The sequence below is a fragment of the Streptomyces sp. NPDC026672 genome, from assembly GCF_040638185.1.
Lineage (GTDB): Bacteria > Actinomycetota > Actinomycetes > Streptomycetales > Streptomycetaceae > Streptomyces.
In genome coordinates this window covers 313,242-333,886 of record NZ_JBEZXS010000004.1, presented here as the reverse complement: position 1 = coordinate 333,886, position 20,645 = coordinate 313,242, and the positions used below count along the sequence as shown (strand labels likewise).

Annotated in this window: 20 protein-coding genes; 8 read left to right on the top strand and 12 right to left on the bottom strand. The window is 71.2% G+C overall.

Annotation, left to right across the window (positions count from 1 at the left end; all coding sequences use genetic code 11):
* Positions 1-6: 6 nt before the first annotated feature.
* The gene (locus tag AB0F77_RS06580; protein WP_361942466.1) at positions 7-1,674 is read left to right on the top strand and encodes an LCP family protein; all 1,668 of its coding nucleotides are present in this window, start codon (positions 7-9) and stop codon (positions 1,672-1,674) included.
* Positions 1,675-1,746: 72 nt separating this feature from the next.
* On the opposite strand, the gene AB0F77_RS06575 is transcribed toward AB0F77_RS06580, so the two are convergent.
* Positions 1,747-2,775 carry a glycosyltransferase family 2 protein gene (locus AB0F77_RS06575; RefSeq protein ID WP_361942463.1) on the bottom strand — a complete coding sequence of 343 codons (1,029 nt, stop codon included), beginning with the start codon at positions 2,773-2,775 and terminating at the stop codon, positions 1,747-1,749.
* A 136-nt stretch (positions 2,776-2,911) separates the two neighbouring features.
* On the opposite strand from AB0F77_RS06575, the gene AB0F77_RS06570 reads away from it, so the two are divergent.
* Positions 2,912-4,405 (top strand): LCP family protein, encoded by a 1,494-nt coding sequence (locus tag AB0F77_RS06570; RefSeq protein ID WP_361942460.1) that lies wholly within the window; start codon positions 2,912-2,914, stop codon positions 4,403-4,405.
* Positions 4,406-4,582: 177 nt separating this feature from the next.
* On the opposite strand, the gene AB0F77_RS06565 is transcribed toward AB0F77_RS06570, so the two are convergent.
* Positions 4,583-5,158 (bottom strand): acyl-CoA thioesterase, encoded by a 576-nt coding sequence (locus AB0F77_RS06565; RefSeq protein WP_361942457.1) that lies wholly within the window; start codon positions 5,156-5,158, stop codon positions 4,583-4,585.
* A gap of 92 nt (positions 5,159-5,250) precedes the next feature.
* Here AB0F77_RS06565 and AB0F77_RS06560 point away from each other — a divergent pair, with 92 nt between their 5' ends.
* Positions 5,251-6,552 (top strand): LCP family protein, encoded by a 1,302-nt coding sequence (locus AB0F77_RS06560; protein ID WP_361942454.1) that lies wholly within the window; start codon positions 5,251-5,253, stop codon positions 6,550-6,552.
* An 81-nt stretch (positions 6,553-6,633) separates the two neighbouring features.
* Here AB0F77_RS06560 and AB0F77_RS06555 read toward each other — a convergent pair whose 3' ends face one another.
* On the bottom strand, positions 6,634-6,996 hold the full coding sequence (locus AB0F77_RS06555) for a four-helix bundle copper-binding protein (protein WP_361942451.1): 363 nt from the start codon (positions 6,994-6,996) through the stop codon (positions 6,634-6,636).
* Positions 6,997-7,132: 136 nt separating this feature from the next.
* A complete protein-coding gene (locus tag AB0F77_RS06550) occupies positions 7,133-8,290 on the bottom strand; it encodes an acyl-CoA dehydrogenase (protein ID WP_361942448.1) in 1,158 nt (385 codons plus the stop codon).
* Between the two features lie 199 nt (positions 8,291-8,489).
* Here AB0F77_RS06550 and AB0F77_RS06545 point away from each other — a divergent pair, with 199 nt between their 5' ends.
* Positions 8,490-9,833, top strand: a complete 1,344-nt coding sequence (locus tag AB0F77_RS06545; protein ID WP_361942445.1) for a UDP-glucose/GDP-mannose dehydrogenase family protein — start codon at positions 8,490-8,492, stop codon at positions 9,831-9,833.
* A gap of 98 nt (positions 9,834-9,931) precedes the next feature.
* On the opposite strand, the gene AB0F77_RS06540 is transcribed toward AB0F77_RS06545, so the two are convergent.
* On the bottom strand, positions 9,932-10,438 hold the full coding sequence (locus AB0F77_RS06540; RefSeq protein ID WP_361942442.1) for a CGNR zinc finger domain-containing protein: 507 nt from the start codon (positions 10,436-10,438) through the stop codon (positions 9,932-9,934).
* 106 nt (positions 10,439-10,544) lie between these two features.
* Between AB0F77_RS06540 and AB0F77_RS06535 the strand changes: the two genes are divergently transcribed.
* Positions 10,545-10,913, top strand: coding sequence for a VOC family protein (locus AB0F77_RS06535; RefSeq protein ID WP_361942439.1), 369 nt, complete (start codon positions 10,545-10,547; stop codon positions 10,911-10,913).
* A 6-nt stretch (positions 10,914-10,919) separates the two neighbouring features.
* On the opposite strand, the gene AB0F77_RS06530 is transcribed toward AB0F77_RS06535, so the two are convergent.
* The 3 genes from AB0F77_RS06530 to AB0F77_RS06520 are packed head-to-tail and all read right to left on the bottom strand — an operon-like array spanning position 10,920 to position 13,818.
* Positions 10,920-12,155, bottom strand: a complete 1,236-nt coding sequence (locus tag AB0F77_RS06530) for a dipeptidase (protein ID WP_361942436.1) — start codon at positions 12,153-12,155, stop codon at positions 10,920-10,922.
* A gap of 5 nt (positions 12,156-12,160) precedes the next feature.
* Positions 12,161-12,658, bottom strand: a complete 498-nt coding sequence (purE, locus tag AB0F77_RS06525) for a 5-(carboxyamino)imidazole ribonucleotide mutase (RefSeq protein WP_361942560.1) — start codon at positions 12,656-12,658, stop codon at positions 12,161-12,163.
* Between the two features lie 20 nt (positions 12,659-12,678).
* Positions 12,679-13,818 carry a 5-(carboxyamino)imidazole ribonucleotide synthase gene (locus tag AB0F77_RS06520; protein WP_361942434.1) on the bottom strand — a complete coding sequence of 380 codons (1,140 nt, stop codon included), beginning with the start codon at positions 13,816-13,818 and terminating at the stop codon, positions 12,679-12,681.
* Between the two features lie 225 nt (positions 13,819-14,043).
* On the opposite strand from AB0F77_RS06520, the gene AB0F77_RS06515 reads away from it, so the two are divergent.
* Positions 14,044-14,550 (top strand): GtrA family protein, encoded by a 507-nt coding sequence (locus tag AB0F77_RS06515; RefSeq protein ID WP_361942431.1) that lies wholly within the window; start codon positions 14,044-14,046, stop codon positions 14,548-14,550.
* A gap of 59 nt (positions 14,551-14,609) precedes the next feature.
* Here AB0F77_RS06515 and AB0F77_RS06510 read toward each other — a convergent pair whose 3' ends face one another.
* Both AB0F77_RS06510 and AB0F77_RS06505 read right to left on the bottom strand, forming a co-directional pair.
* Positions 14,610-15,884, bottom strand: a complete 1,275-nt coding sequence (locus AB0F77_RS06510) for an ATP-binding protein (protein ID WP_361942429.1) — start codon at positions 15,882-15,884, stop codon at positions 14,610-14,612.
* Positions 15,885-15,915: 31 nt separating this feature from the next.
* Positions 15,916-16,593 carry a response regulator transcription factor gene (locus AB0F77_RS06505; RefSeq protein WP_235457590.1) on the bottom strand — a complete coding sequence of 226 codons (678 nt, stop codon included), beginning with the start codon at positions 16,591-16,593 and terminating at the stop codon, positions 15,916-15,918.
* Between the two features lie 329 nt (positions 16,594-16,922).
* Between AB0F77_RS06505 and AB0F77_RS06500 the strand changes: the two genes are divergently transcribed.
* Positions 16,923-18,419 carry an oligopeptide:H+ symporter gene (locus AB0F77_RS06500; protein WP_361942426.1) on the top strand — a complete coding sequence of 499 codons (1,497 nt, stop codon included), beginning with the start codon at positions 16,923-16,925 and terminating at the stop codon, positions 18,417-18,419.
* Between the two features lie 79 nt (positions 18,420-18,498).
* On the opposite strand, the gene AB0F77_RS06495 is transcribed toward AB0F77_RS06500, so the two are convergent.
* Both AB0F77_RS06495 and AB0F77_RS06490 read right to left on the bottom strand, forming a co-directional pair.
* Positions 18,499-18,945, bottom strand: coding sequence for an ATP-binding protein (locus AB0F77_RS06495; RefSeq protein ID WP_361942423.1), 447 nt, complete (start codon positions 18,943-18,945; stop codon positions 18,499-18,501).
* Positions 18,946-19,127: 182 nt separating this feature from the next.
* Positions 19,128-19,505 (bottom strand): STAS domain-containing protein, encoded by a 378-nt coding sequence (locus tag AB0F77_RS06490; RefSeq protein WP_361942420.1) that lies wholly within the window; start codon positions 19,503-19,505, stop codon positions 19,128-19,130.
* 249 nt (positions 19,506-19,754) lie between these two features.
* Between AB0F77_RS06490 and AB0F77_RS06485 the strand changes: the two genes are divergently transcribed.
* Positions 19,755-20,630: an RNA polymerase sigma factor SigF gene (locus AB0F77_RS06485; RefSeq protein WP_361942557.1), complete on the top strand. Its 876-nt coding sequence runs from the start codon at positions 19,755-19,757 to the stop codon at positions 20,628-20,630.
* The last annotated feature ends 15 nt before the right edge of the window (positions 20,631-20,645 follow it).

The window sequence follows — 20,645 nt, the reverse complement described above, 5'->3', positions numbered from 1 at the left end:
GAGGAATTGACGCAGAGCGATGTGCGGGGGGACGCGCTCGCGGTCGACGACACGTCGTCGCACGCGGGGCGGGGCCGGGAGACGGCCGACGACCGCGGCGAGGGCGGGGACGGAGCGGGCGAGGGCGGAGCGGGCGACGGCGGCTCCAAGGGCGACCGGAGACGGCGCAGACGGCGGGTGCTGCGCTGGTCGGCGACGGTACTGGCGGTCGTGATACTCGGCACGGCGGGAGCCGGCTACCTCTACTACCAGCACCTCAACGACAACATCCACAAGGGGCGGCGCAGCACCGGCGACTCCAAGGCGGAGAGGGCGAAGCCCAACGCGGCCGGCCAGACCCCGCTGAACATCCTGCTCATCGGCTCGGACAGCCGTAACTCCGACGAGAACGTGAAGCTCGGCGGCAGCAGGGCCAACCGCGGCAACCCGCCGCTCGGCGACGTGCAGATGCTCATCCACCTGTCCGCCGACCGCAAGAGCGCGGCCATGGTGAGCATCCCGCGCGACACCCGCGTCGACATCCCCAAGTGCACGGACCCGGAGAGCGGGAAGACGTACCCGGCGACCAATACGATCATCAACGAGTCGCTGGCCCGCGGCGGGGCCGGATGCACCCTCTCCACCTGGGAGAACCTCACCGGTGTCTACATCGACCACTGGATGACCATCGACTTCGCGGGTGTGGTGGACATGGCCGACGCCATCGGCGGTGTCGACGTGTGCGTGAACCAGAACGTGTGGGACCGGCCGACGGCGTCGGTGCCCGGCGGTTCGGGCCTGAAGCTGAGGGCGGGCACGCAGAAGGTGGTGGGCAAGCAGGCCCTCCAGTGGCTGCGCACCCGGCACGCCTGGGGCAGCGACCTGATGCGGGCCCGGGCCCAGCACATGTACCTGAACTCGATGATCCGCACGCTGAAGGCGCAGAACGTCTTCACGGACACCCCCCGGCTGACGGGCCTGGCGGAGGCGGCGACCAGGTCGCTCCAGGTCTCCGAGGAGATCGGCACGGTCAAGAAGCTGTACGACCTGGCGATGGAGCTCAAGTCGGTGCCGACGGACCGCATCACGATGACGACGATGCCGAACGTCAAGGACCCGCTGGACGCCAACCACGTCGTGCCGGACGGCGCCAACGCCGAGAAGATGTGGCAGATGCTCCGCGACGACGTGTCGTTCGACAAGAACGGCACGGACGACGCGAAGGAGGCGGACGCGACGAAGACGGCGCAGCCGGAGCGGAGCCAGGCCCCCACGACCGCGCCGGACCGGCTGGGTGTGCTGGTGAGCAACGCCACCCGTACGTCCACCGAGGCGCCGGTCCCGGGCCGGGCTAACACGATCGCGCGGGCGCTGGGCCGACAGGGCTACACCCGGGCGCAGGCCGACCGGACGGCGGGACTCTCGGAGGACCGGACGGTCGTGCGCTACCCGAGCGCGGACCTGAAGGGCGACGCCGAGGCCGTCGCCAGGTCGCTTGGCATCCCGCTCGCCTCGGTGAAGCAGTCGACCGACGTCTCGGGCGTGACGGTCGCCGTGGGCGCCGACTGGCGCACGGGCACGGCCTATCCGAAGCAGTCCCCGCCGAAGGCCGGTGACCTGCCGAGCAACGCGGACGCCCTGAACGGCGCGGACGAGGGCCAGTGCATGGACGTCTACAAGCCCTACCAGTGGTAGCGAGCCGAGAGAGCCCAAGGGGAGGGGGCCCCACCCGCAAGGGTGGGGCCCCCTCCCCTTGACGCTCCGCGCTCAGTGCGCGCTCGGCACCGCCGGGCGCCGGGAGGCGATGACCTTCTTCGCCAGGGACCTGGGGCTCGTCAGGAAGCCCCAGCCCCAGGACATGTGCATCGTGGCGAGGGCGACCGGTATCCGGAGGCGGGCCTTCAGGGGTAGGCCACGGCCGGCCGGGAACGAGCCCGCGGCGATCGCCACGAGGTAGCCGCCCGGGACGAGGAGGGCCCACGGGGTCACGGCCGCGCCGACGACGACACCCGCGGCGATCGCGCACACGGCGGTCGGCGGGGCGAGGTAGCGGAGGTTGATGGAGCCCTCGTGGTAGCGGGCGACGACGTGCCGCCAACGGCCGTAGTCCTTGTACTGCTTGGCGAGGGCGCGCACGCTCGGGCGCGGCCGGTACGACACCCGCAGCTCCGGCGAGAACCAGATCAGGCCGCCGGCCTCACGGATGCGGAAGTTCAGCTCCCAGTCCTGGGCGCGGATGAACTCCTCGTTGTAGCCGCCCTGTTGCTCCAGCGCCTCGCGCCGGAAGACACCCAGGTAGACCGTCTCGGCCGAGCCCGCGGCGCCGCCCGTGTGGAAGGCCGCGTTGCCCACGCCGATCTTCGAGGTCATCGCGGCGGCGACGGCGTGCTCCCAGTCGTTCTCGCCCTCGGCGTGCATGACGCCGCCGACGTTCTGCGCGCCGGTCTCCTCCAGGAGCCGTACGGCGGTGGCGATGTAGTTCGGGGAGAGCATGCCGTGGCCGTCGACACGGACGACGATCGGGTGCCGGGACGCCTTGATCGCGGCGTTGAGCGCGGCGGGCGTGCGGCCGGTCGGGTTGGGGACGGTGTGCACGCGGGGGTCTTCGGCCACGAGTTCGGCGGCGATCTCGTCCGTGCGGTCCGTGGACGGACCGAGGGCGATGACGACCTCCATCTCGCCGGCGTACTCCTGCGCGAGGATCGCTTGGACGGCCCCGCGCAGGTGCCGCTCCTCGTCGAGGACCGGCATGATCACGGAAACGGCGGGCCGCCGCACGTCGGAGTTGGCGTTCATAGAGGGCTCACGTTACCGCGAACGGGGGACACCGGTGCGCGCCGCCGGGTCGCCGCCGCGGGCTGGAGATCGTATGGGCCTACGGTGCTCACGATCCCACGTACGGCCCAGGGGCCCCTGCCCCGCGGAGGTTTCCATGCCCGCCACGCCGCCCCGCTCCCCCGCACGGCCGCCGCGCCCGCCCCGGCCGCCCGAGCCGCGGCCCGCACGGCGGCCGCGGCCGGCGCCCGTACGGCGCACCCGGCCGCGCTGGGCCATGCGGGCGGCGACCACGCTGTCGGTGGTGGTGCTGGCCTCGGCCGGGATCGGGCACGCGGTGGTGACGAGCCTGGACGCGGACATCGCGCGGGTCGACCCGTTCAGGGACATGAAGAACCGGCCGGAGGCGGGGCACGGCATGAACGTGCTGCTGGTCGGCACGGACGGCCGGGACCGGATCAGCGAGCAGGAGCGGCGCCGGTACCGGCTGGGCGGGGCGCCGTGCCACTGCACGGACACGCTCATGATCGTGCACATCTCGGAGGACCGGGAGCGGGCCAGTGTGGTGAGCCTGCCGCGGGACTCGTACGCGGAGGTGCCCGAGCACGTCGACGGGACCACCGGGAAGCGGCACGCGCCGCATCCCCTCAAGATCAACGCGGCGTACGCGGAGGGCGGGCCGCAGCTGACCGTGCGGACGGTCGAGAACATGACCCATGTGAAGATCGACCACTATCTGGAGGTCGACTTCACCAGCTTCATGAAGACGGTGGACGTGCTCGGCGGCGTGCGGATCTGCACGGCGGCGCCCATGAAGGACTCGTACACCGGTCTTGACCTGCCGGCGGGGGCGCACACGCTGATGGGCGGGCAGGCACTGCAGTACGTCCGGGCGCGGCACGTCGACGGGGCGAGCGACCTGGGGCGGATGAAGCGGCAGCAGCGGTTCATGGCGGCGCTGATCGACCGGGCGACCTCGTCCGGGATGCTGCTGAACCCGATGCGGTTCCGGGACGTGACGCGGTCGGTGCTCGGGTCGGTGCGGGCGGACGAGGGCTTCGGCACGGACGAGTTGCTCGACCTGGGGCGGGCGATGCGGAACTTCTCGCCCTCGTCGTCGGAGTTCACGACCGTTCCGATCGGGCGGATGGGATACGCCGTCAAGGGCGTCGGCTCGACGCTGAAGTGGGACGGCGCGAAGTCGGCGCGGCTGTTCCAGGCGCTGCGCGACGACCGGCCGCTGGCCGCCAACCGTCCGCCGCGGCCGCCGGCCGTGACGGTGGACGTGCCGCCGTCGTCGATCCGGGTGCGGGTGGAGAACGGCACGGACACGGCGGGGCTCGCCCAGCGGGTGGACGCGGCGCTGGCGGCGACCGGCTTCGCCACGACCCGGAAGCCGGTGACGGCGAAGGAGCACGACGTGCGGCGCACGCTGGTCCTCTACGACCCCCGCTGGGACCGTTCGGCCACGTCCCTGGAGGCGGCCCTGCCGGGCAGCGAAGCGCGCGCGGTCCCCGGCCAGGGCCCGGTCCTCAAGGTGATCACGGGCACGGACGCGAACACGGTCCGCAGGGTCCGCACGGAGGACCAGACCCAGGACGCGAACGGCGTCCTGCACGGCGACGACGCGGTGTGCCGCAACGAGGCGTAGCCCTCCGGGGGCCGGCCGGAAGACGACCTCCCGCCCGGGACGAGGGGCGCGCGGCACATGGCGGGCGCTCTCGGCCCGGCACGGGCCCGTGCCGCGCTCTCGGCCCGGCACGGGCCCGTGCCCCGCGGGTCCGGACGAGCGTCCGCGGCCCGACCGGGGCGGGGGCCGGCGCGGCCGTCAGTCCTCCAGGCCCTCCGCCGCTCGTTTCTCGCGGAGTTCCCGGATGGCGCGGCGGCGGGCCAGCCGGTGGGTGCGGCGGATCTGGGCCTCCTGGTAGCGGCGCTCGTCGCGTTCCGTCTCGGGCAGGACCGGCGGGACCCGGCGGGGGTTGCCGTCGGCGTCCACGGCCGCGAAGACCAGGTACGCGGAGCCGACCTGGGTGGCGGGGGCCGACTCGTTCCAGCGTTCGGCGAGGACCCGCACGCCGATCTCCATGGAGGTCCGGCCGGTCCAGTTGACCTGCGCCTTCACATGGACCAGGTCACCCACGCGGACCGGCTCCAGAAACGCCATCTCGTCCATCGAGGCGGTCACGGCGGGCCCGCCGCTGTGCCGGCCGGCCACCGCGCCCGCCGCGTCGTCCACGAGCTTCATGATCACGCCACCGTGCACCGTGCCGAGGAGGTTGGTGTCGTTGTGGGTCATGATGTGGCTGAGCGTGGTCCGCGAGGCGGACGTGGGCCTGCCCGGGATGTCGGACTCTGCGGTCGGGTCCTGGTCTGTCATGGCCTCCACCTTATGCCGAAGCAACATCCGGGAATTTTGTGTCAGCTTGGCAACAGCACCGCTCTTATTTTCCGACGACCCTTGTAACGGGCCTGGCCCTCCCCGGCACACTGGGCGGCATGAATGATTGGCCCGAGGGATGGTCCGACCACAACCGCGGCAACGGCTACGGCCGCGGCAGCGGCAGCGCGCAGCCCGAGGGCGCCCGCGTGATGCGACAGATACCGCGCGGCCCGGCGCCCGCGCCGGGACAGGGCGGACACGGGCAGGGCGGCTACGGCCCCGGCCCGTCCGCGCCGCCGTACGGCGGAGTGCCGCAGCAGCCGGGACACGACGGCGGCCAGGGCGGTTACGACAGCGGGTACAACACCGGCCAGGTCTACGGCGCCCCCGGCGGCGGCTCGGGCGGACACGGCGGCGGACCCGAGTACGGGCGGCCCGCGCCGAACTGGCGCCGGCGGATCAAGCTGACCGCGATCACCGTGGTCACCGTGCTGGTCGTCACCTCCGTGGCCACCTACTTCTGGGCCGACTCCAAGCTGCACCGGGACGTCGACCTGTCCAAGGTCATCGACCGTCCCGAGGCCGGCGACGGCACCAACTACCTGATCGTCGGCTCCGACAGCCGCAAGGGCATGTCGGCCGAGGAGAAGAAGAAACTGCACACCGGCTCCGCCGAGGGCCAGCGCACCGACTCCATGATGATCCTGCACGTCGGCGGCAACGGCGACACGCTGATCTCGCTGCCGCGCGACTCGGACGTGGAGATCCCCTCGTACAAGGGCTCGGCGTCGGGCAAGACGTACCCGGCGACCGGCCGGCACACCAAGCTGAACGCCGCCTACGCGGAGGACGGCCCGACCCTCCTGGTGCGGACCGTCGAGTTCAACACCGGACTGCACATCGACCACTACGTGGAGATCGGCTTCGCCGGCTTCGCGAACATCGTGGACGCGGTCGGCGGTGTCGAGATCGACATCGACAAGGGCTTCAAGGACAAGTACTCGGGCGCCGACTTCAAGGCGGGCAAGCAGACCCTGAACGGCGAGGAGGCCCTCGCGTTCGTCCGCACCCGGCACGCCTTCGCCGCCTCCGACCTCCAGCGCACGAAGAACCAGCAGAAGTTCCTGGCCGCGCTGGCCCACCAGGTGGCGACGCCGTCCACGGTGCTCAACCCGTTCAAGTTCTATCCGACGATGGGCGCGGGCCTCGACTCGCTGACCGTCGACAAGGACATGAGCCTGTGGAGCCTGGCGTCGATGTTCTGGGCGATGAAGGGCGTCAACGGCGGTGACGGCACGTCGCTGAACATGCCCGTCTCGGGCTCCAGCGGCGGCAACCTCCTGTGGGACAAGGCCAAGGTCAAGACGCTGGTGAACGAGCTGAACAACGACGAGAAGGTCACGGTCACCGGCAACTGACGGCGACCGCGGGGCCGCTCGGCCCGACCGCCCGGGGGCACTCCGCGAAGGGGTGCCCCCGGGCGTGTGCGGGGAGGGACGTCACATCCGGGCGCCCGCCGTCGTCCGGCACATCTCGGCGCAGCGGCGACAGGACTCGGCGCAGCGCATCAGCTGGGGATCGTCGGGCAGGGCCATACACGCCTCCGCGCACATGTCGCACGCCCTGGCGCACATCGCGCACATCTCGGCCGACAGGGGTGAGCGGCGCATCATCATGTCGGCGCACATCCGGGTCATCTCGGAGCAGTCGATGAGCGCGCGCATGATCTGCATCTGGGCCTGGCCGCCCATGGACATGCAGGCGCTCATGGTCTCCTCGCAGGTGCTGTGGCAGGCCATGCACGCCTCCACGCAGTCCTGCATCTCCTTGCTCATGGCGCTCATGGTTCCGGGCTGGGTCATGGCTCCTCCAGGACGAGGGAGAGGGATCCGGGGCGGACCCCGTGTGGTTCCGTCCTACGCCCGGCCGCCCGGCCCTGCCATCCGGGAAACACGGAAGGCGCCCCGCGGGACGCCTTCCGGTGGACCCGGCCGCCGACTACGGCAGGTTGCGGGCCATGACGATGCGCTGCACCTGGTTGGTGCCCTCGTAGATCTGGGTGATCTTGGCGTCGCGCATCATGCGCTCCACCGGGTAGTCGCGGGTGTAGCCGTAGCCGCCGAGGAGCTGGACGGCGTCCGTGGTGACCTCCATGGCCACGTCGGAGGCGAAGCACTTGGCCGCCGCGCCCTGGAAGGTGAGGTCGCTGTCGCCGCGCTCGGACTTGGCGGCGGCCGTGTAGGTCAGCTGGCGGGCGGCCTCGATCTTCATGGCCATGTCGGCGAGCATGAACTGGATGCCCTGGAAGTCGGCGATGGGCTTGCCGAACTGCTTGCGCTCCTGGACGTAGCCCTTGGCGTAGTCGAAGGCGCCCTGGGCGACACCGAGCGCCTGGGCGGCGATGGTGATGCGGGTGTGGTCGAGGGTGCGCATCGCCGTGGCGAAGCCGGTGCCCTCGGCGCCGATCATGCGGTCGGCGGGGATGCGGACCTCGTCGAAGTAGACCTCGCGGGTCGGGGAGCCCTTGATGCCGAGCTTCTTCTCCGGGGCGCCGAAGGAGACGCCCGGGTCCGACTTCTCGACGACGAAGGCGCTGATGCCGCGGGAGCGCTTCTCGGGGTCGGTGACGGCCATCACCGTGTAGTACTCGGAGACGCCCGCGTTGGTGATCCAGCGCTTGACGCCGTTGAGGACGTAGTGGTCGCCGTCGCGCACGGCCCTGGTCCGCATGCCGGCCGCGTCGGAGCCCGCCTCCGGCTCGGACAGGCAGTACGAGAACATCGCGTCGCCCTTGGCCAGCGGGCCGAGGTACTTCTTCTTCAGGTCCTCGGAGCCGGAGAGGATCACCGGCAGGGAGCCCAGCTTGTTCACGGCCGGGATGAGGGAGGAGGACACGCAGGCGCGGGCCACCTCCTCGATCACGATGACGGTGGCGAGCGCGTCGGCGCCCGCGCCGCCGTACTCCTCCGGCACGTGCACGGCGTGCAGGTCGTTCGCGACCAGGGCGTCGAGGGCCTCCTTCGGGAAGCGGGCCTCCTCGTCCACCGCGGCGGCGTACGGCGCGATCTTCGTCTCCGCCAGCGAGCGGACGACGTCGCGGAGCATGTCGTGCTCCTCGGCGGGGCGGTACAGGTCGAAGTCAGCCGATCCGGCCAAGGTCTCTCACGCTCCAAAGACGCAGTGATACTGACGCAGCATGACGCTAATTACCGTTAAGTAACTCAAATTTTAGGGGGCCGTCCGCGGGACGCCTACGTGAGCTTGACGACAGCGGGGAAGTTGCCCGCCGAGGGGTTGATCCACACCCCGGCTATGCTCGGCCTCGACCTCCCGACGTCCCCTTCTGGAGCTACCCATGAGCCTCAAGATCACTGTGATCGGCACCGGCTACCTCGGCGCGACGCACGCCGCGGCCATGGCCGAGCTGGGGTTCGAGGTGCTCGGCCTGGACGTCGTGCCGGAGAAGGTCGAGATGCTGAAGCGCGGCGAGGTCCCGATGTACGAACCGGGGCTGGAGGAACTGCTGCGCCGGCACGTGGCCGGGCTGGACGGCTCGTCGGGCCGGCTGCGGTTCACCATGGACTTCGCCGAGGTCGCGGCCTTCGGCGACGTGCACTTCGTGTGCGTCAACACCCCGCAGAAGCACGGCGAGTACGCGGCGGACATGTCGTACGTCGACGCCGCGATCGCCTCGCTCGCCCCGCATCTGACCGGGCCCGCGCTGGTCGTCGGCAAGTCCACGGTGCCCGTCGGCTCGGCCGACCGGCTGGCCGCCTACCTGGCCGAGAACGCGCCCGCCGGGGCCGACGCCGAGCTGGCCTGGAACCCGGAGTTCCTGCGCGAGGGCTTCGCCGTCGAGGACACGCTGCACCCGGACCGGATCGTGGTCGGCGTGCGCGGCGAGCGGGCGGAGAAGCTGCTGCGCGAGGTGTACGCGACGCCGGTCGCCGAGGGCACGCCGTTCGTGGTGACCGACTTCCCGACCGCCGAGCTGGTGAAGACCTCGGCGAACTCGTTCCTCGCCACGAAGATCTCCTTCATCAACGCGATGGCGGAGCTGTGCGAGGCCGCGGGCGGCGACGTCGCGAAGCTCGCGGAGGCGCTCGGGCACGACGACCGGATCGGCCCGAAGTTCCTGCGGGCCGGGATCGGCTTCGGCGGCGGCTGTCTGCCCAAGGACATCCGGGCGTTCATGGCGCGGGCGGGCGAGCTGGGCGCGGACCAGGCGCTGACGTTCCTGCGCGAGATCGACTCCATCAACATGCGCCGGCGCGGCCAGATGGTGGAGATGGCCCGGGAGGCGCTGGGCGGGGGCTCGTTCCTGGGGAAGCGGGTCGCGGTCCTCGGCGCCGCCTTCAAGCCCGACTCGGACGACGTCCGTGACTCGCCCGCGCTGAACGTGGCCGGTCAGATACACCTCCAGGGCGGCCAGGTCACGGTGTACGACCCCAAGGGCATGGACAACGCCCGCCGGGTCTTCCCGACCCTCGGCTACGCCCGCACGGCGCTCGACGCGGTCCGGGGCGCCGACGTGGTGCTGCACCTCACCGAGTGGCCGGAGTTCCGCGAGCTGGACCCGGCGGCGCTGGGCGAGGCGGTGGCCGCGCGGATCATCCTGGACGGCCGCAACGCCCTGGACCCCCGGACCTGGCGCCGCGCGGGCTGGACCTACCGGGCGATGGGCCGCCCCACGGCGTGACCCTCCGGCCGGGGTGACACCGGTTCGGCCGAGGCTCAGTCGGCCGAACCGGTGCCTGGTCGCATTCTGCACCAATCCGAGTGCCCGTCAGGTCCGCCTTACCGTTCCTTGGCCCGGTAGCGGCGCATCTTCGCGCGGGCCCCGCACACCTCCATGGAGCACCAGCGGCCCCGGCCCGCGGGACTGCGGTCGTAGTACGCCCAGTGGCAGGTCACCGACTCGCACGCCTTCAGCCGCTGCCAGGTGCCCTCGACCAGCGCGCCGGCGACGGCCGCGGCGACCCGGGAGACCAGGGGGGCGTCCTCCGCGGGGGCGAGCGCCGCCGTGCCGTCGTCCTGGTCCACGGTCACGTACAGCGGGGCGTCCGACAGGAGCCGCCCCAGCGGGGTCACCGCGCGGTGGGGCGGATGCCCCGCGTGGGCGAGCAGCGTCACCCGCAGCGACTCGCGCAGTTCCCGGGCGTACGGCACCTCGTCCCGCGTGAGCCCGAACCGCGCCCGTCCCTCCTCGGTGCCGAGCGTGTCGTCGCCCGTCTCGATGTCGAGGGTGTTCACCAGGGCCTCGACGAGGGCCAGCCCGCCCGGCGCGGGCGCTCGCTCACTCATGCTTGCGACGTTACCTCCTGTACGGGACCATGGAGTAACGGTTACCACCTGTAAGCCGCTATGGGTAACACCGTCATGGGTAACACCAGCCGCTCAAGGAGGAGTCATGGCTCTCGCTCGACTCGGTGCCGTCGTCCTGGACTGTCCCGACCCCCGCGCGCTCGCCGCCTTCTACGCCGCCGTGGTGGGCGGCACGACGGAGGAGAACGACGACTGGATCGACCTGAAGCTGTCCGACGGCCAGACGCTCTCCTTCCAGGCGTCCCCCGGGTACGTACCGCCCCGCTGGCCCTCGTCCGACGGCTCCCAGCAGTTCCACCTGGACCTGGACGTGCCGGACCTGGACACGGCGGAGGAGGAGGTCCTGGCCCTGGGCGCGAAGCCCCTGGAGACCCAGGACCGCTCCCGCTCCTGGCGCGTGTACGCGGACCCGGCCGGGCACCCGTTCTGCCTGTGCCGGATCGAACAGCCCTGAGGCCGCTCAGCCGTCCAGGGACTCCAGGGACTCCAGGGTCGCGTGGGACGGGGACGTGGTCGTCCTCAGATCACGGGCGACGTCCTCCGCCGCGCCCAGCACCCGTACCGCGTTCTGCCAGGTCAGTTTGGCGAGGTCGGGCCGGGACCAGCCGCGGTCGAGGAGTTCCGCGACGAGGTTGGGGTAGGCGGAGACGTCCTCCAGGCCCTCCGGGGTGAAGGGCGTCCCGTCGTAGTCGCCGCCGATGCCGAGGTGGTCGATGCCGGCGACCTCGCGCATGTGGTCGAGGTGGTCGGCGACCATGGACACGGTGGCCACCGGGCGCGGGTGCTCCTCCTCGAAGGCGCGGTGCGCCTTCATCGCCTCGGCGGTGCCGTCGAGGGGGTGGAAGCCGTGCGCGCGCATGTTCTCGTCGGCGGCGGCCGTCCAGTCGACGGCCGCCTGGAGCACGAACTTGGGCACGAACGTCACCATCGCCATGCCGCCGTTGGCGGGCAGCCGCTCCAGCACGTCGTCGGGGACGTTGCGCGGGTGGTCGCACACCGCGCGCGACGAGGAGTGCGAGAAGATCACCGGCGCCGTGGAGGTGTCGAGCGCGTCGCGCATCGTCGTCGCCGCCACGTGCGAGAGGTCGACGAGCATGCCGAGGCGGTTCATCTCCCGCACGACCTCGCGGCCGAACGCCGACAGACCGCCGACCCCGGGCTCGTCGGTCGCCGAGTCCGCCCAGGCGACGTTGTCGTTGTGGGTGAGCGTCATGTAGCGCACGCCCAGCTCGTACAGACCGCGCAGGGTGCCGAGGGAGTTCGCGATGGAGTGCCCGCCCTCCGCGCCCATGAGCGAGGCGATACGGCCCTCCGCGCGCGCCGCCTCCATGTCGGCGGCGGTCAGCGCGGCCCGCAGGTCGCCCGGGTGACGGTCGATCAGCCGCCGTACGCAGTCGATCTGTTCGAGGGTCGCCGGGACGGGGTCGGGCAGGTCCGAGCGGACGTAGACCGACCAGTACTGCGCGCCGACGCCGCCCGCGCGCAGCCGCGGGATGTCGGTGTGCAGATGGGCGTGCTGGTGGCCTGCGATGTCACGCGCGTCCAGGTCGTAGGCGACCTGTTCGCGCAGCGCCCACGGGAGGTCGTTGTGCCCGTCGACGACGGGGAACTCGCGCAGCAGCTCCCGGGCCTCGTCGAGCGAGGACGGCGACAACGACGGGGGCGGCGGGGTCGGCCGGTTCGGTGAAGTGGTCATACCCGTCACTTCCCGAAGCCGAAGCCGTTCGACCCCTCCACCTTGGAGCGCAGCCGCCGCCCCTTCTCGGTGGCCTGGTCGTTCAGCTCCTGCTGGAACTCGCGCATGCGGGCGAGCAGTTCCTCGTCGTGCGCGGCGAGGATGCGGGCCGCGAGCAGACCGGCGTTGCGGGCACCGCCCACGGAGACCGTGGCGACGGGGACACCGGCCGGCATCTGCACGATCGACAGCAGCGAGTCCATGCCGTCGAGGTACTTCAGCGGCACGGGCACCCCGATCACCGGCAGCGGGGTCACGGAGGCGAGCATGCCGGGCAGGTGCGCGGCGCCGCCCGCCCCGGCGATGATCGCCTTCAGTCCGCGTCCGGCGGCCTGCTCGCCGTACGCGATCATCTCGCGCGGCATGCGGTGCGCGGAGACGACGTCGACCTCGTAGGCGATCTCGAACTCGTCGAGGGCCTGGGCGGCGGCCTCCATCACGGGCCAGTCGGAGTCGGACCCCATGACGATGCCAACAACAGGGCTCATTCGGTGATCGTGCCTCTCAGGTAACCGGCAGCGTGACGTGCGCGTTCGAGGACGTCGTCCAGGTCGTCGCCGTAGGTGTTGACATGGCCGACCTTGCGGCCGGGCTTCACGTCCTTGCCGTACATGTGGATCTTGAGCTGGGGGTCGCGGGCCATGCAGTGCAGATACGCCGAGTACATGTCCGGGTAGTCGCCGCCGAGCACGTTCACCATGACGGTCCACTTCGCGCGCGGGCGCGGGTCGCCGAGCGGGAGGTCGAGGACGGCGCGGACGTGGTTGGCGAACTGGCTGGTGATCGCGCCGTCCTGGCTCCAGTGGCCCGAGTTGTGGGGGCGCATCGCGAGCTCGTTGACGAGGACGCGGCCGTCGCGGGTCTCGAACAGCTCCACGGCGAGGTGGCCGACGACACCGAGTTCCTTGGCTATGCGCAGCGCCATCTCCTCGGCGTGCATCGCGAGGTCCTCGTCGAGGCCGGGTGCGGGCGCGATCACGGTGTCGCAGACGCCGTTGACCTGCCGGGACTCGACCACCGGGTAGGCGACCGCCTGGCCGTGCGGGGAGCGGACGACGTTGGCGGCCAGCTCGCGGACGTAGTCGACCTTCTCCTCGGCGAGCACCGGGACGCCCGCGCGGAACGGGTCGGCGGCCTCCTCCGCGGACTCCACGACCCACACGCCCTTGCCGTCGTAGCCGCCGCGGACGGTCTTGAGGACGACCGGGAACCCCTCGCCCTCGGCCGCGAAGCGGATCACGTCCTCCGGGTCGGAGACGATGCGGTGCCGCGGGCAGGGCACACCGATCGCCGTGAGCCGCGCGCGCATCACGCCCTTGTCCTGGGCGTGCACCAGGGCGTCCGGCCCCGGGCGGACCGGGATGCCGTCCGCCTCCAGGGCACGGAGGTGCTCGGTGGGTACGTGTTCGTGATCGAAGGTGATCACGTCGCAGCCCCGCGCGAAGGCCCGCAGCGTGTCGAGGTCGCGATGGTCGCCGACGACGACCTCGCTCACGACCTGCGCCGCCGAGTCCTGGGGGGTGTCACTGAGAAGCTTGAACCTGATGCCCAACGGGATGCCCGCCTCGTGTGTCATACGAGCGAGCTGACCCCCGCCGACCATGCCGACTACCGGGAACGTCACGCCCCCAGGGTATCCGCCGCGCCACCACGGCCTGATTCCGCGCCCCGCGGTGGCTCTTACCTTCCCTTTCACCTGCTCCTGTCCCGCTTTCACCCTCCAGTGGCCCTTTAGCCGTCCTCTTCACGACTCATGTCCGACTCTTGAGCTCGTCCAGAGGCGTGCCCTAGGTCCGGTGGTTAGCATGACTGGGTCGGCGAACACTCACGAACGGGGGACTGCCCAACCATGGAACGTGGTTCCTCGGGGCTGCAACGGCTCACGCACGAGGTCGCGAAGTTCGGCGCCGTCGGCGGTGCCGGCCTCCTCGTCAACCTCGGCGTCTTCAACCTGATGCGGCACGTGACCGACCTCCAGGTCGTCCGGGCCAGTGTGATCGCGACCGTCCTGGCGATCGTCTTCAACTACATCGGGTTCCGCTACTTCACCTACCGGGACCGCGACAAGAGCGGCCGTACCCGGGAGCTCACGCTGTTCCTGCTGTTCAGCGTGGTCGGCCTGGTGATCGAGAACGGCGTGCTGTACACGGCGACCTACGGCTTCGGCTGGGACAGCCCGCTGCAGAGCAACGTCTTCAAGTTCCTCGGCATCGGTGTCGCGACCCTGTTCCGCTTCTGGTCGTACCGCTCCTGGGTCTTCAAGGCGCTCCCCCGGCCCGAGGCCGCCGGGTCCGCCGAGCCGTTCCTCGCGCCGCAGCAGCAGGCGGCGGCGCGTGAGGCCCGCCAGCGCGCCTGACCTTCCGGTCGCCACACCTCGCCCGCGGGCCCCCGGCGGACCGCTTCGACACGACCGCGTCAGCGGACCATCGGCTCCGGCTCGTCCTCCGGCTTGCGGGGCGGCGGGGTGCGCGAGAGGAACAGGCCGAACACCGGGGGCTGGGCCTGGAGCAGTTCCAGGCGTCCCCCGTCGGCCTCCGCCAGGTCACGGGCGACGGCGAGGCCGATGCCCGTCGAGTTGCGGCCGCTGATGGCACGCTCGAAGATCCGCGCGCCGAGGTCGGCCGGGACGCCGGGCCCCTCGTCGGTGACCTCGACCACGGACTGGTTGCCGGTGACCCGGGTGCGCAGCGCGACCGTGCCGCCGCCGTGCATCAGCGAGTTCTCGATCAGTGCCGCCAGCACCTGGGCCACCGCCCCCGGTGTGCCCACCGCCTGGAGGTGCCGCTTGCCCGAGGAGACGATCGCGCGCCCCGCGCTGCGGTAGGCCGGGCGCCACTCGGCGAGCTGCTGCTGGATGACCTCGTCGAGGTCGAAGGCGACGGCGGAGCCGGTGCGCGGGTCGCGGGCGTTGGTCAGCAGCCGCTCGACCACGTCCGTCAGCCGCTCCACCTGCGTCAGCGCGACGTTCGCCTCCTCCTTCACCGTGTCGGGATCGTCGGTGAGGGTGATCTCCTCCAGGCGCATCGACAGGGCGGTGAGCGGGGTGCGCAGCTGGTGGGAGGCGTCGGCGGCCAGCCGGCGCTCGGCGGTGAGCATCCGCGCGATGCGCTCGGCGGAGCGGTCCAGGACGTCGGCGACCCGGTCCAGCTCGGGCACGCCGTACCGCTTGTGCCGGGGGCGCGGGTCGCCCGAGCCGAGGCGTTCGGCGGTCTCCGCGAGGTCGGTCAGCGGGGAGGCGAGCCGGTTGGCCTGGCGCACGGCGAGCAGCACCGCGGCGATCACCGCGAGCAGCGCCACGGCGCCGATGATCAGCAGGGTGCGGCCGACCTCGCGGGTCACCGAGGAGCGCGGCTCCTGGACGGTGACCTCCTCGCCCTCCTCGCCGCGGGCGCTGGAGTGGATCACCTCGCCCTCCGGCCGGGTGCCCAGCTCGATGGGCTCCTGACCGGGGATGCGGATGACGGCGTACTGCTCCCTGGCGACCTGGTTGCCGAGTATCTCCGCGGACACGTTCTCCGCGCCCAGCAGCCGGCTGTCGACGATGCTGGCGAGCCGCAGGGCCTCGGAGTCGACGCGCTCCTGTGCGCTGTTGCTGATGGTGCGGGTCTCGACGATGACCAGCGACACACCGAACACGGCGATCACGACGAGTACGACGGCGAGGGTGGACTGGATCAGTCGTCGGCGCATGAGCTGTCACCCGCACGAGCCCCGAGGGGGCTCAGCTCTTCTCGAACCGGAAGCCCACGCCGCGCACCGTCGCGATGTAGCGGGGGTTCGCCGCGTCGTCACCGAGCTTCTTGCGCAGCCAGGAGATGTGCATGTCCAGGGTCTTGGTGGACGACCACCACGTGGTGTCCCAGACCTCGCGCATCAGCTGGTCGCGGGTGACGACCCGGCCCGCGTCGCGCACCAGCACCCGCAGCAGGTCGAACTCCTTGGCGGTGAGCTGGAGCTCCTCCTCGCCCATCCACGCGCGGTGCGACTCGACGTCGATGCGCACGCCGTGCGTGGCCGGGGGCTGCTGGGGCTCGGCGGCGCCGCGCCGCAGCAGGGCCCGGACCCGGGCGAGCAGTTCGGCGAGCCGGAAGGGCTTGGTGACGTAGTCGTCGGCGCCCGCGTCGAGGCCGACGACGGTGTCCACCTCGTCGGCGCGCGCGGTCAGGATGAGGATGGGCACGGTGTGGCCCTCGGCGCGCAGTCGGCGGGCGACCTCCAGGCCGTCCATGCCGGGCAGGCCCAGGTCCAGCACGACCAGATCGACCCCGCCCTGCATTCCTGCGTCGAGCGCGGTGGGTCCGTCCTCGCGCACCTCGACCTCGTAACCTTCCCGGCGCAGGGCGCGGGCCAGCGGCTCCGAGATGGACGCGTCGTCCTCGGCGAGCAGTACACGGGTCATGAGGTGATGGTAGACCGCCCGCGCACGGAGCTGGGGTGTGATCGCCCGCCGGGATTCTTACCTTCGGGCACAGCGGGACGAACCTCCGTGCGACAGGTGAGAGGGTGGTGGGACCTTCGAAACAGTCACTGCGGTTCCCCGGACACCTGTGATCCCTGTCTCAAGTCCTTCCATATCGGTCAGTGTCCTGCCGTATGGTGAGCTGAACGCCTGTAGCACATAGGGGACCTTCGGCGGGATCTGTCGCTGAAGGTCCTTTTCGTGTGCGGGCGGACTCCCCCCACGGGCGCGCAACGCTCAGCCGCGCGTCCCGACAGCAAGGAACGACCATGGCGACCAGCCTGACGAAGGACTCGGTCCACCCGGGCACCCCCGGGTCCGAGAAGACCTTCTTCGGCCACCCCCGCGGCCTGGCCACGCTCTTCATGACCGAGATGTGGGAGCGCTTCTCCTACTACGGCATGCGGGCCCTGCTCCCCCTGTACCTGGTGGCCCCGGGCGGGCTGCACCTCGACGCGGCGACCGCCACGGCGATCTACTCGGTGTACCTCTCCCTCGTGTACCTGCTCGCCCTGCCGGGCGGCTGGTTCGCGGACCGGGTGCTCGGCCCCCGCAAGACGGTCGCCGTGGCCGGCGCGGTCATCATGCTCGGCCACCTCACCCTGGCACTGCCGAGCGCCGGCACGTTCTACGCGGGCCTCGGCCTGGTCGCGATCGGCTCCGGGCTGCTGAAGGCCAACATCTCGACGATGGTCGGCCACCTCTACGACGGCCCCGAGGACCCGCGCCGCGACGGCGGCTTCACCCTCTTCTACATCGGCATCAACGTCGGCGCCTTCGCCGCGCCGCTGGTGATCGGCACCGTCGGCCAGAACGTCGACTGGCACCTCGGCTTCGCGCTCGCCGCGCTGGGCATGGCGGTGGGGCTCGGGCAGTTCCTGCTCGGCACGCGCCATCTGAGCCCGGCCTCCAACGTCGTACCGACCCCGCTGTCGGCGGCGGAGAAGGCGGCCACGCTGCGCAAGGCGGCGCTGTGGGCGGCCGTCGCGGTGGTCTTCTACGCGATCGTGGGCTTCTCCGGCGCCTACACCCTGAACTGGGTGATGGTCCCGATCATCGTGGCCGGCCTGGTCATCCCGGTCGTGGTGCTCGCCCGGATCAAGCGGGACAAGGACCTGGACCGCGGCGAGCAGTCGCGCATGTCGGCGTACGTCTGGTTCTTCGTCGCGGCGGCCGTGTTCTGGATGATCTACGACCAGGGCGGCTCGACCCTGTCGATCTTCGCGGACGAGTCGGCGAAGAACAGCGTGTTCGGCTGGGGCTTCCCGGTCTCCTGGTACCAGTCGGTCAACCCGGTCATGATCATGGCGTTCGCGCCGGTGTTCGCCTCGCTGTGGCTCGCGCTGAACCGGCGCGGCAGGGAGCCGGGCACGGCGACGAAGTTCGCCCTGGGCCTGGTCCTGGTCGGCGCGTCCTTCTTCCTGTTCCTCGCCCCGCTGGCGATCGCGGACGGCGGCCACAAGGCGGCGGCGCTGTGGCTGGTGGCGATCTACTTCGTGCAGACCGTCGGTGAGCTGCTGCTCTCCCCCGTCGGCCTGTCGGTGACCACGAAGATGGCGCCCGCGAAGTACGCCTCGCAGATGATGGGCGTCTGGTTCCTGGCCGTCACCGCCGGTGACGCCACGACCGGTCTGCTCGGTGTCGCCGGCGTCGACCTCAACACGACGGGCATCGTGACCCTGGAGGCCGTGCTCGCCGTGCTCGCGGGTGTCGCGGTCTGGATGTACCGCGCCAAGGTCAAGCGGCTCATGGGCGACGTGAGCTGACGCTCCCGCCGTCGCCGTGGCCACCGCACGCCCGTCGTCCCCGGTCCCGGGAGGCGGTGGGCGGGCGGTCGCCACGGCGCTACGCCGGGGCGCCGAGTTCGGCCCAGACCTTCTTGCCGGCGACTCCCGGGGTGCGCACGACCCCCCAGTCCAGGCAGAGGCGCTGGACGATGAACATGCCGTGGCCGCCGGGGCGGCCGGAGCGATGGGGGGTGCGGGGGGCCGGCTGACCGCTGCCGCGGTCGGAGACCTCGATCCGGATGACCTTGTTGTCGCAGGAGAGGAACAGCTCGTCGGGCCCGTCGGCGTGCAGGCAGGCGTTGGTGACCAGTTCGGAGACGACGAGCAGTACGTCCTCGGCGGCGGCCCGCCGGTCGGCGGACGCCGCGGGCAGCCAGCCCCACGCGTACAGCGCCTGACGGGCGTAGTCGCGTGCGAGCGGCACGACACCGCTCTCGCCGTCGAGGCGCAGCCTGCGGACCTGCCGGCCCTCCGACGGCACGGCCGTCGCCCCCTCGGTGCTCATCAGCGCTTCACCTCACCGATTCGCCGGTTCGCGATTCAGTAGTCAGTACTCGGTACAGGTTCAATACGTACGTCGTACGCAGGTCGTTCGTGGTCCGCCCGGGGCCCTGTGGGCGACGGGCTCTGGATCTCTCCTGCCCGGCCTGTCCCACGGAACACCCCTTCGACCGCCGCGGGACCCGATCAGCCGCTTTCGCCGGCCAGGGCCGCCTCGACGGAGTCGTGGACGGTGAAGACCGCTCCGGCCCCTGTGATCTCGAACACGCGGGCCACGACCGGGAGCATTCCCGCGAGGTGGACGCCTCCCCCCGCGGCCTCGGCCCGCAGGCGGGCCCCCAGGAGCACGTTCAGCCCCGTGGAGTCGCAGAACTCCAGCCGTGAACAGTCCACGACGAGCCGCGCGAAGCCCTTGGCCAGCAGGTCGTCGAGGGGCTCACGCAATAGGTCGGCGGTGTGGTGATCGAGCTCACCCGCCGGTGTCACAACGGCGCTGGTGCCCTCTTGGCGCACCTCCACCAGAAGCCGGCCCGACTGTGCGCTGCCGACTGTCCCGCGGTCCATGCCGTCTCTCTCCCGAGGTCGTGGCTGCTGACTGAATGCCCTCGAACACTACGCCCTCCACACGCACTCCGACACCCGAACAAACGCACATAATCGGGCATATGCTCACAGAACGCACTTGCGGAGGGCTCGGTGAAACGGGTAGGGCTAGTAGGACACGTACACCGACACGGCCGGCTTTGGAGGCGCCGCACACCGCAGTGCACGCACGGCTTCGGCAGCCATATGCCGAGAACGATGGAGGACACCATGTCACCCCGGCTCGACGCATCGCCTACCCCCCACGCGACGTCGACACCCCCACCGGAACAACTGGATCCCATCGAGGGGCTTCCCGAGATCCCCCCGTACGACGAGGTCGACGCCGTCGACGCGCGGGCGTTGTCCAAGACGCTCTTCGAGCGGCTGGAGTCGCTGGAGGAAGGCACCTACGAGTACTCGTACGTGCGCAACACCCTCGTCGAGCTCAACCTGGCGCTCGTCAAGTTCGCCGCCTCCCGCTTCCGCTCCCGCAGCGAGCCGATGGAGGACATCGTCCAGGTCGGCACGATCGGCCTGATCAAGGCGATCGACCGCTTCGAGCTGTCCCGCGGGGTCGAGTTCCCCACGTTCGCGATGCCCACCATCATCGGCGAGATCAAGCGGTTCTTCCGCGACACCTCGTGGTCGGTGCGGGTGCCGCGCAGGCTCCAGGAGCTGCGCCTCGACCTCGCCAAGGCCGGGGACGAGCTGGCCCAGAAGCTGGACCGCGCCCCGACCGTGCCCGAACTCGCCGAGCGCCTCGGCCTGTCCAGGGACGAGGTCGTCGAGGGCATGGCCGCCTCGAACGCGTACACCGCCGCCTCGCTGGACGCCCAGCCCGAGGAGGACGACTCCGAGGGCGCCCTCGCGGACCGCATCGGGTACGAGGACCACGGGATCGAAGGCATCGAGTACGTCGAGTCGTTGAAACCGCTGATCGCCGAACTCCCCGCCCGCGACCGGCGGATCCTCTCGCTGCGCTTCGTGGCGGGCATGACCCAGTCCGAGATCGGCGAGGAACTGGGCATCTCCCAGATGCACGTGTCACGGCTGCTGTCCCGCACGCTGGTGCGACTGCGCAGGGGCCTGACGCTGGAGGAGTGACCTCCGGCTCCCCAG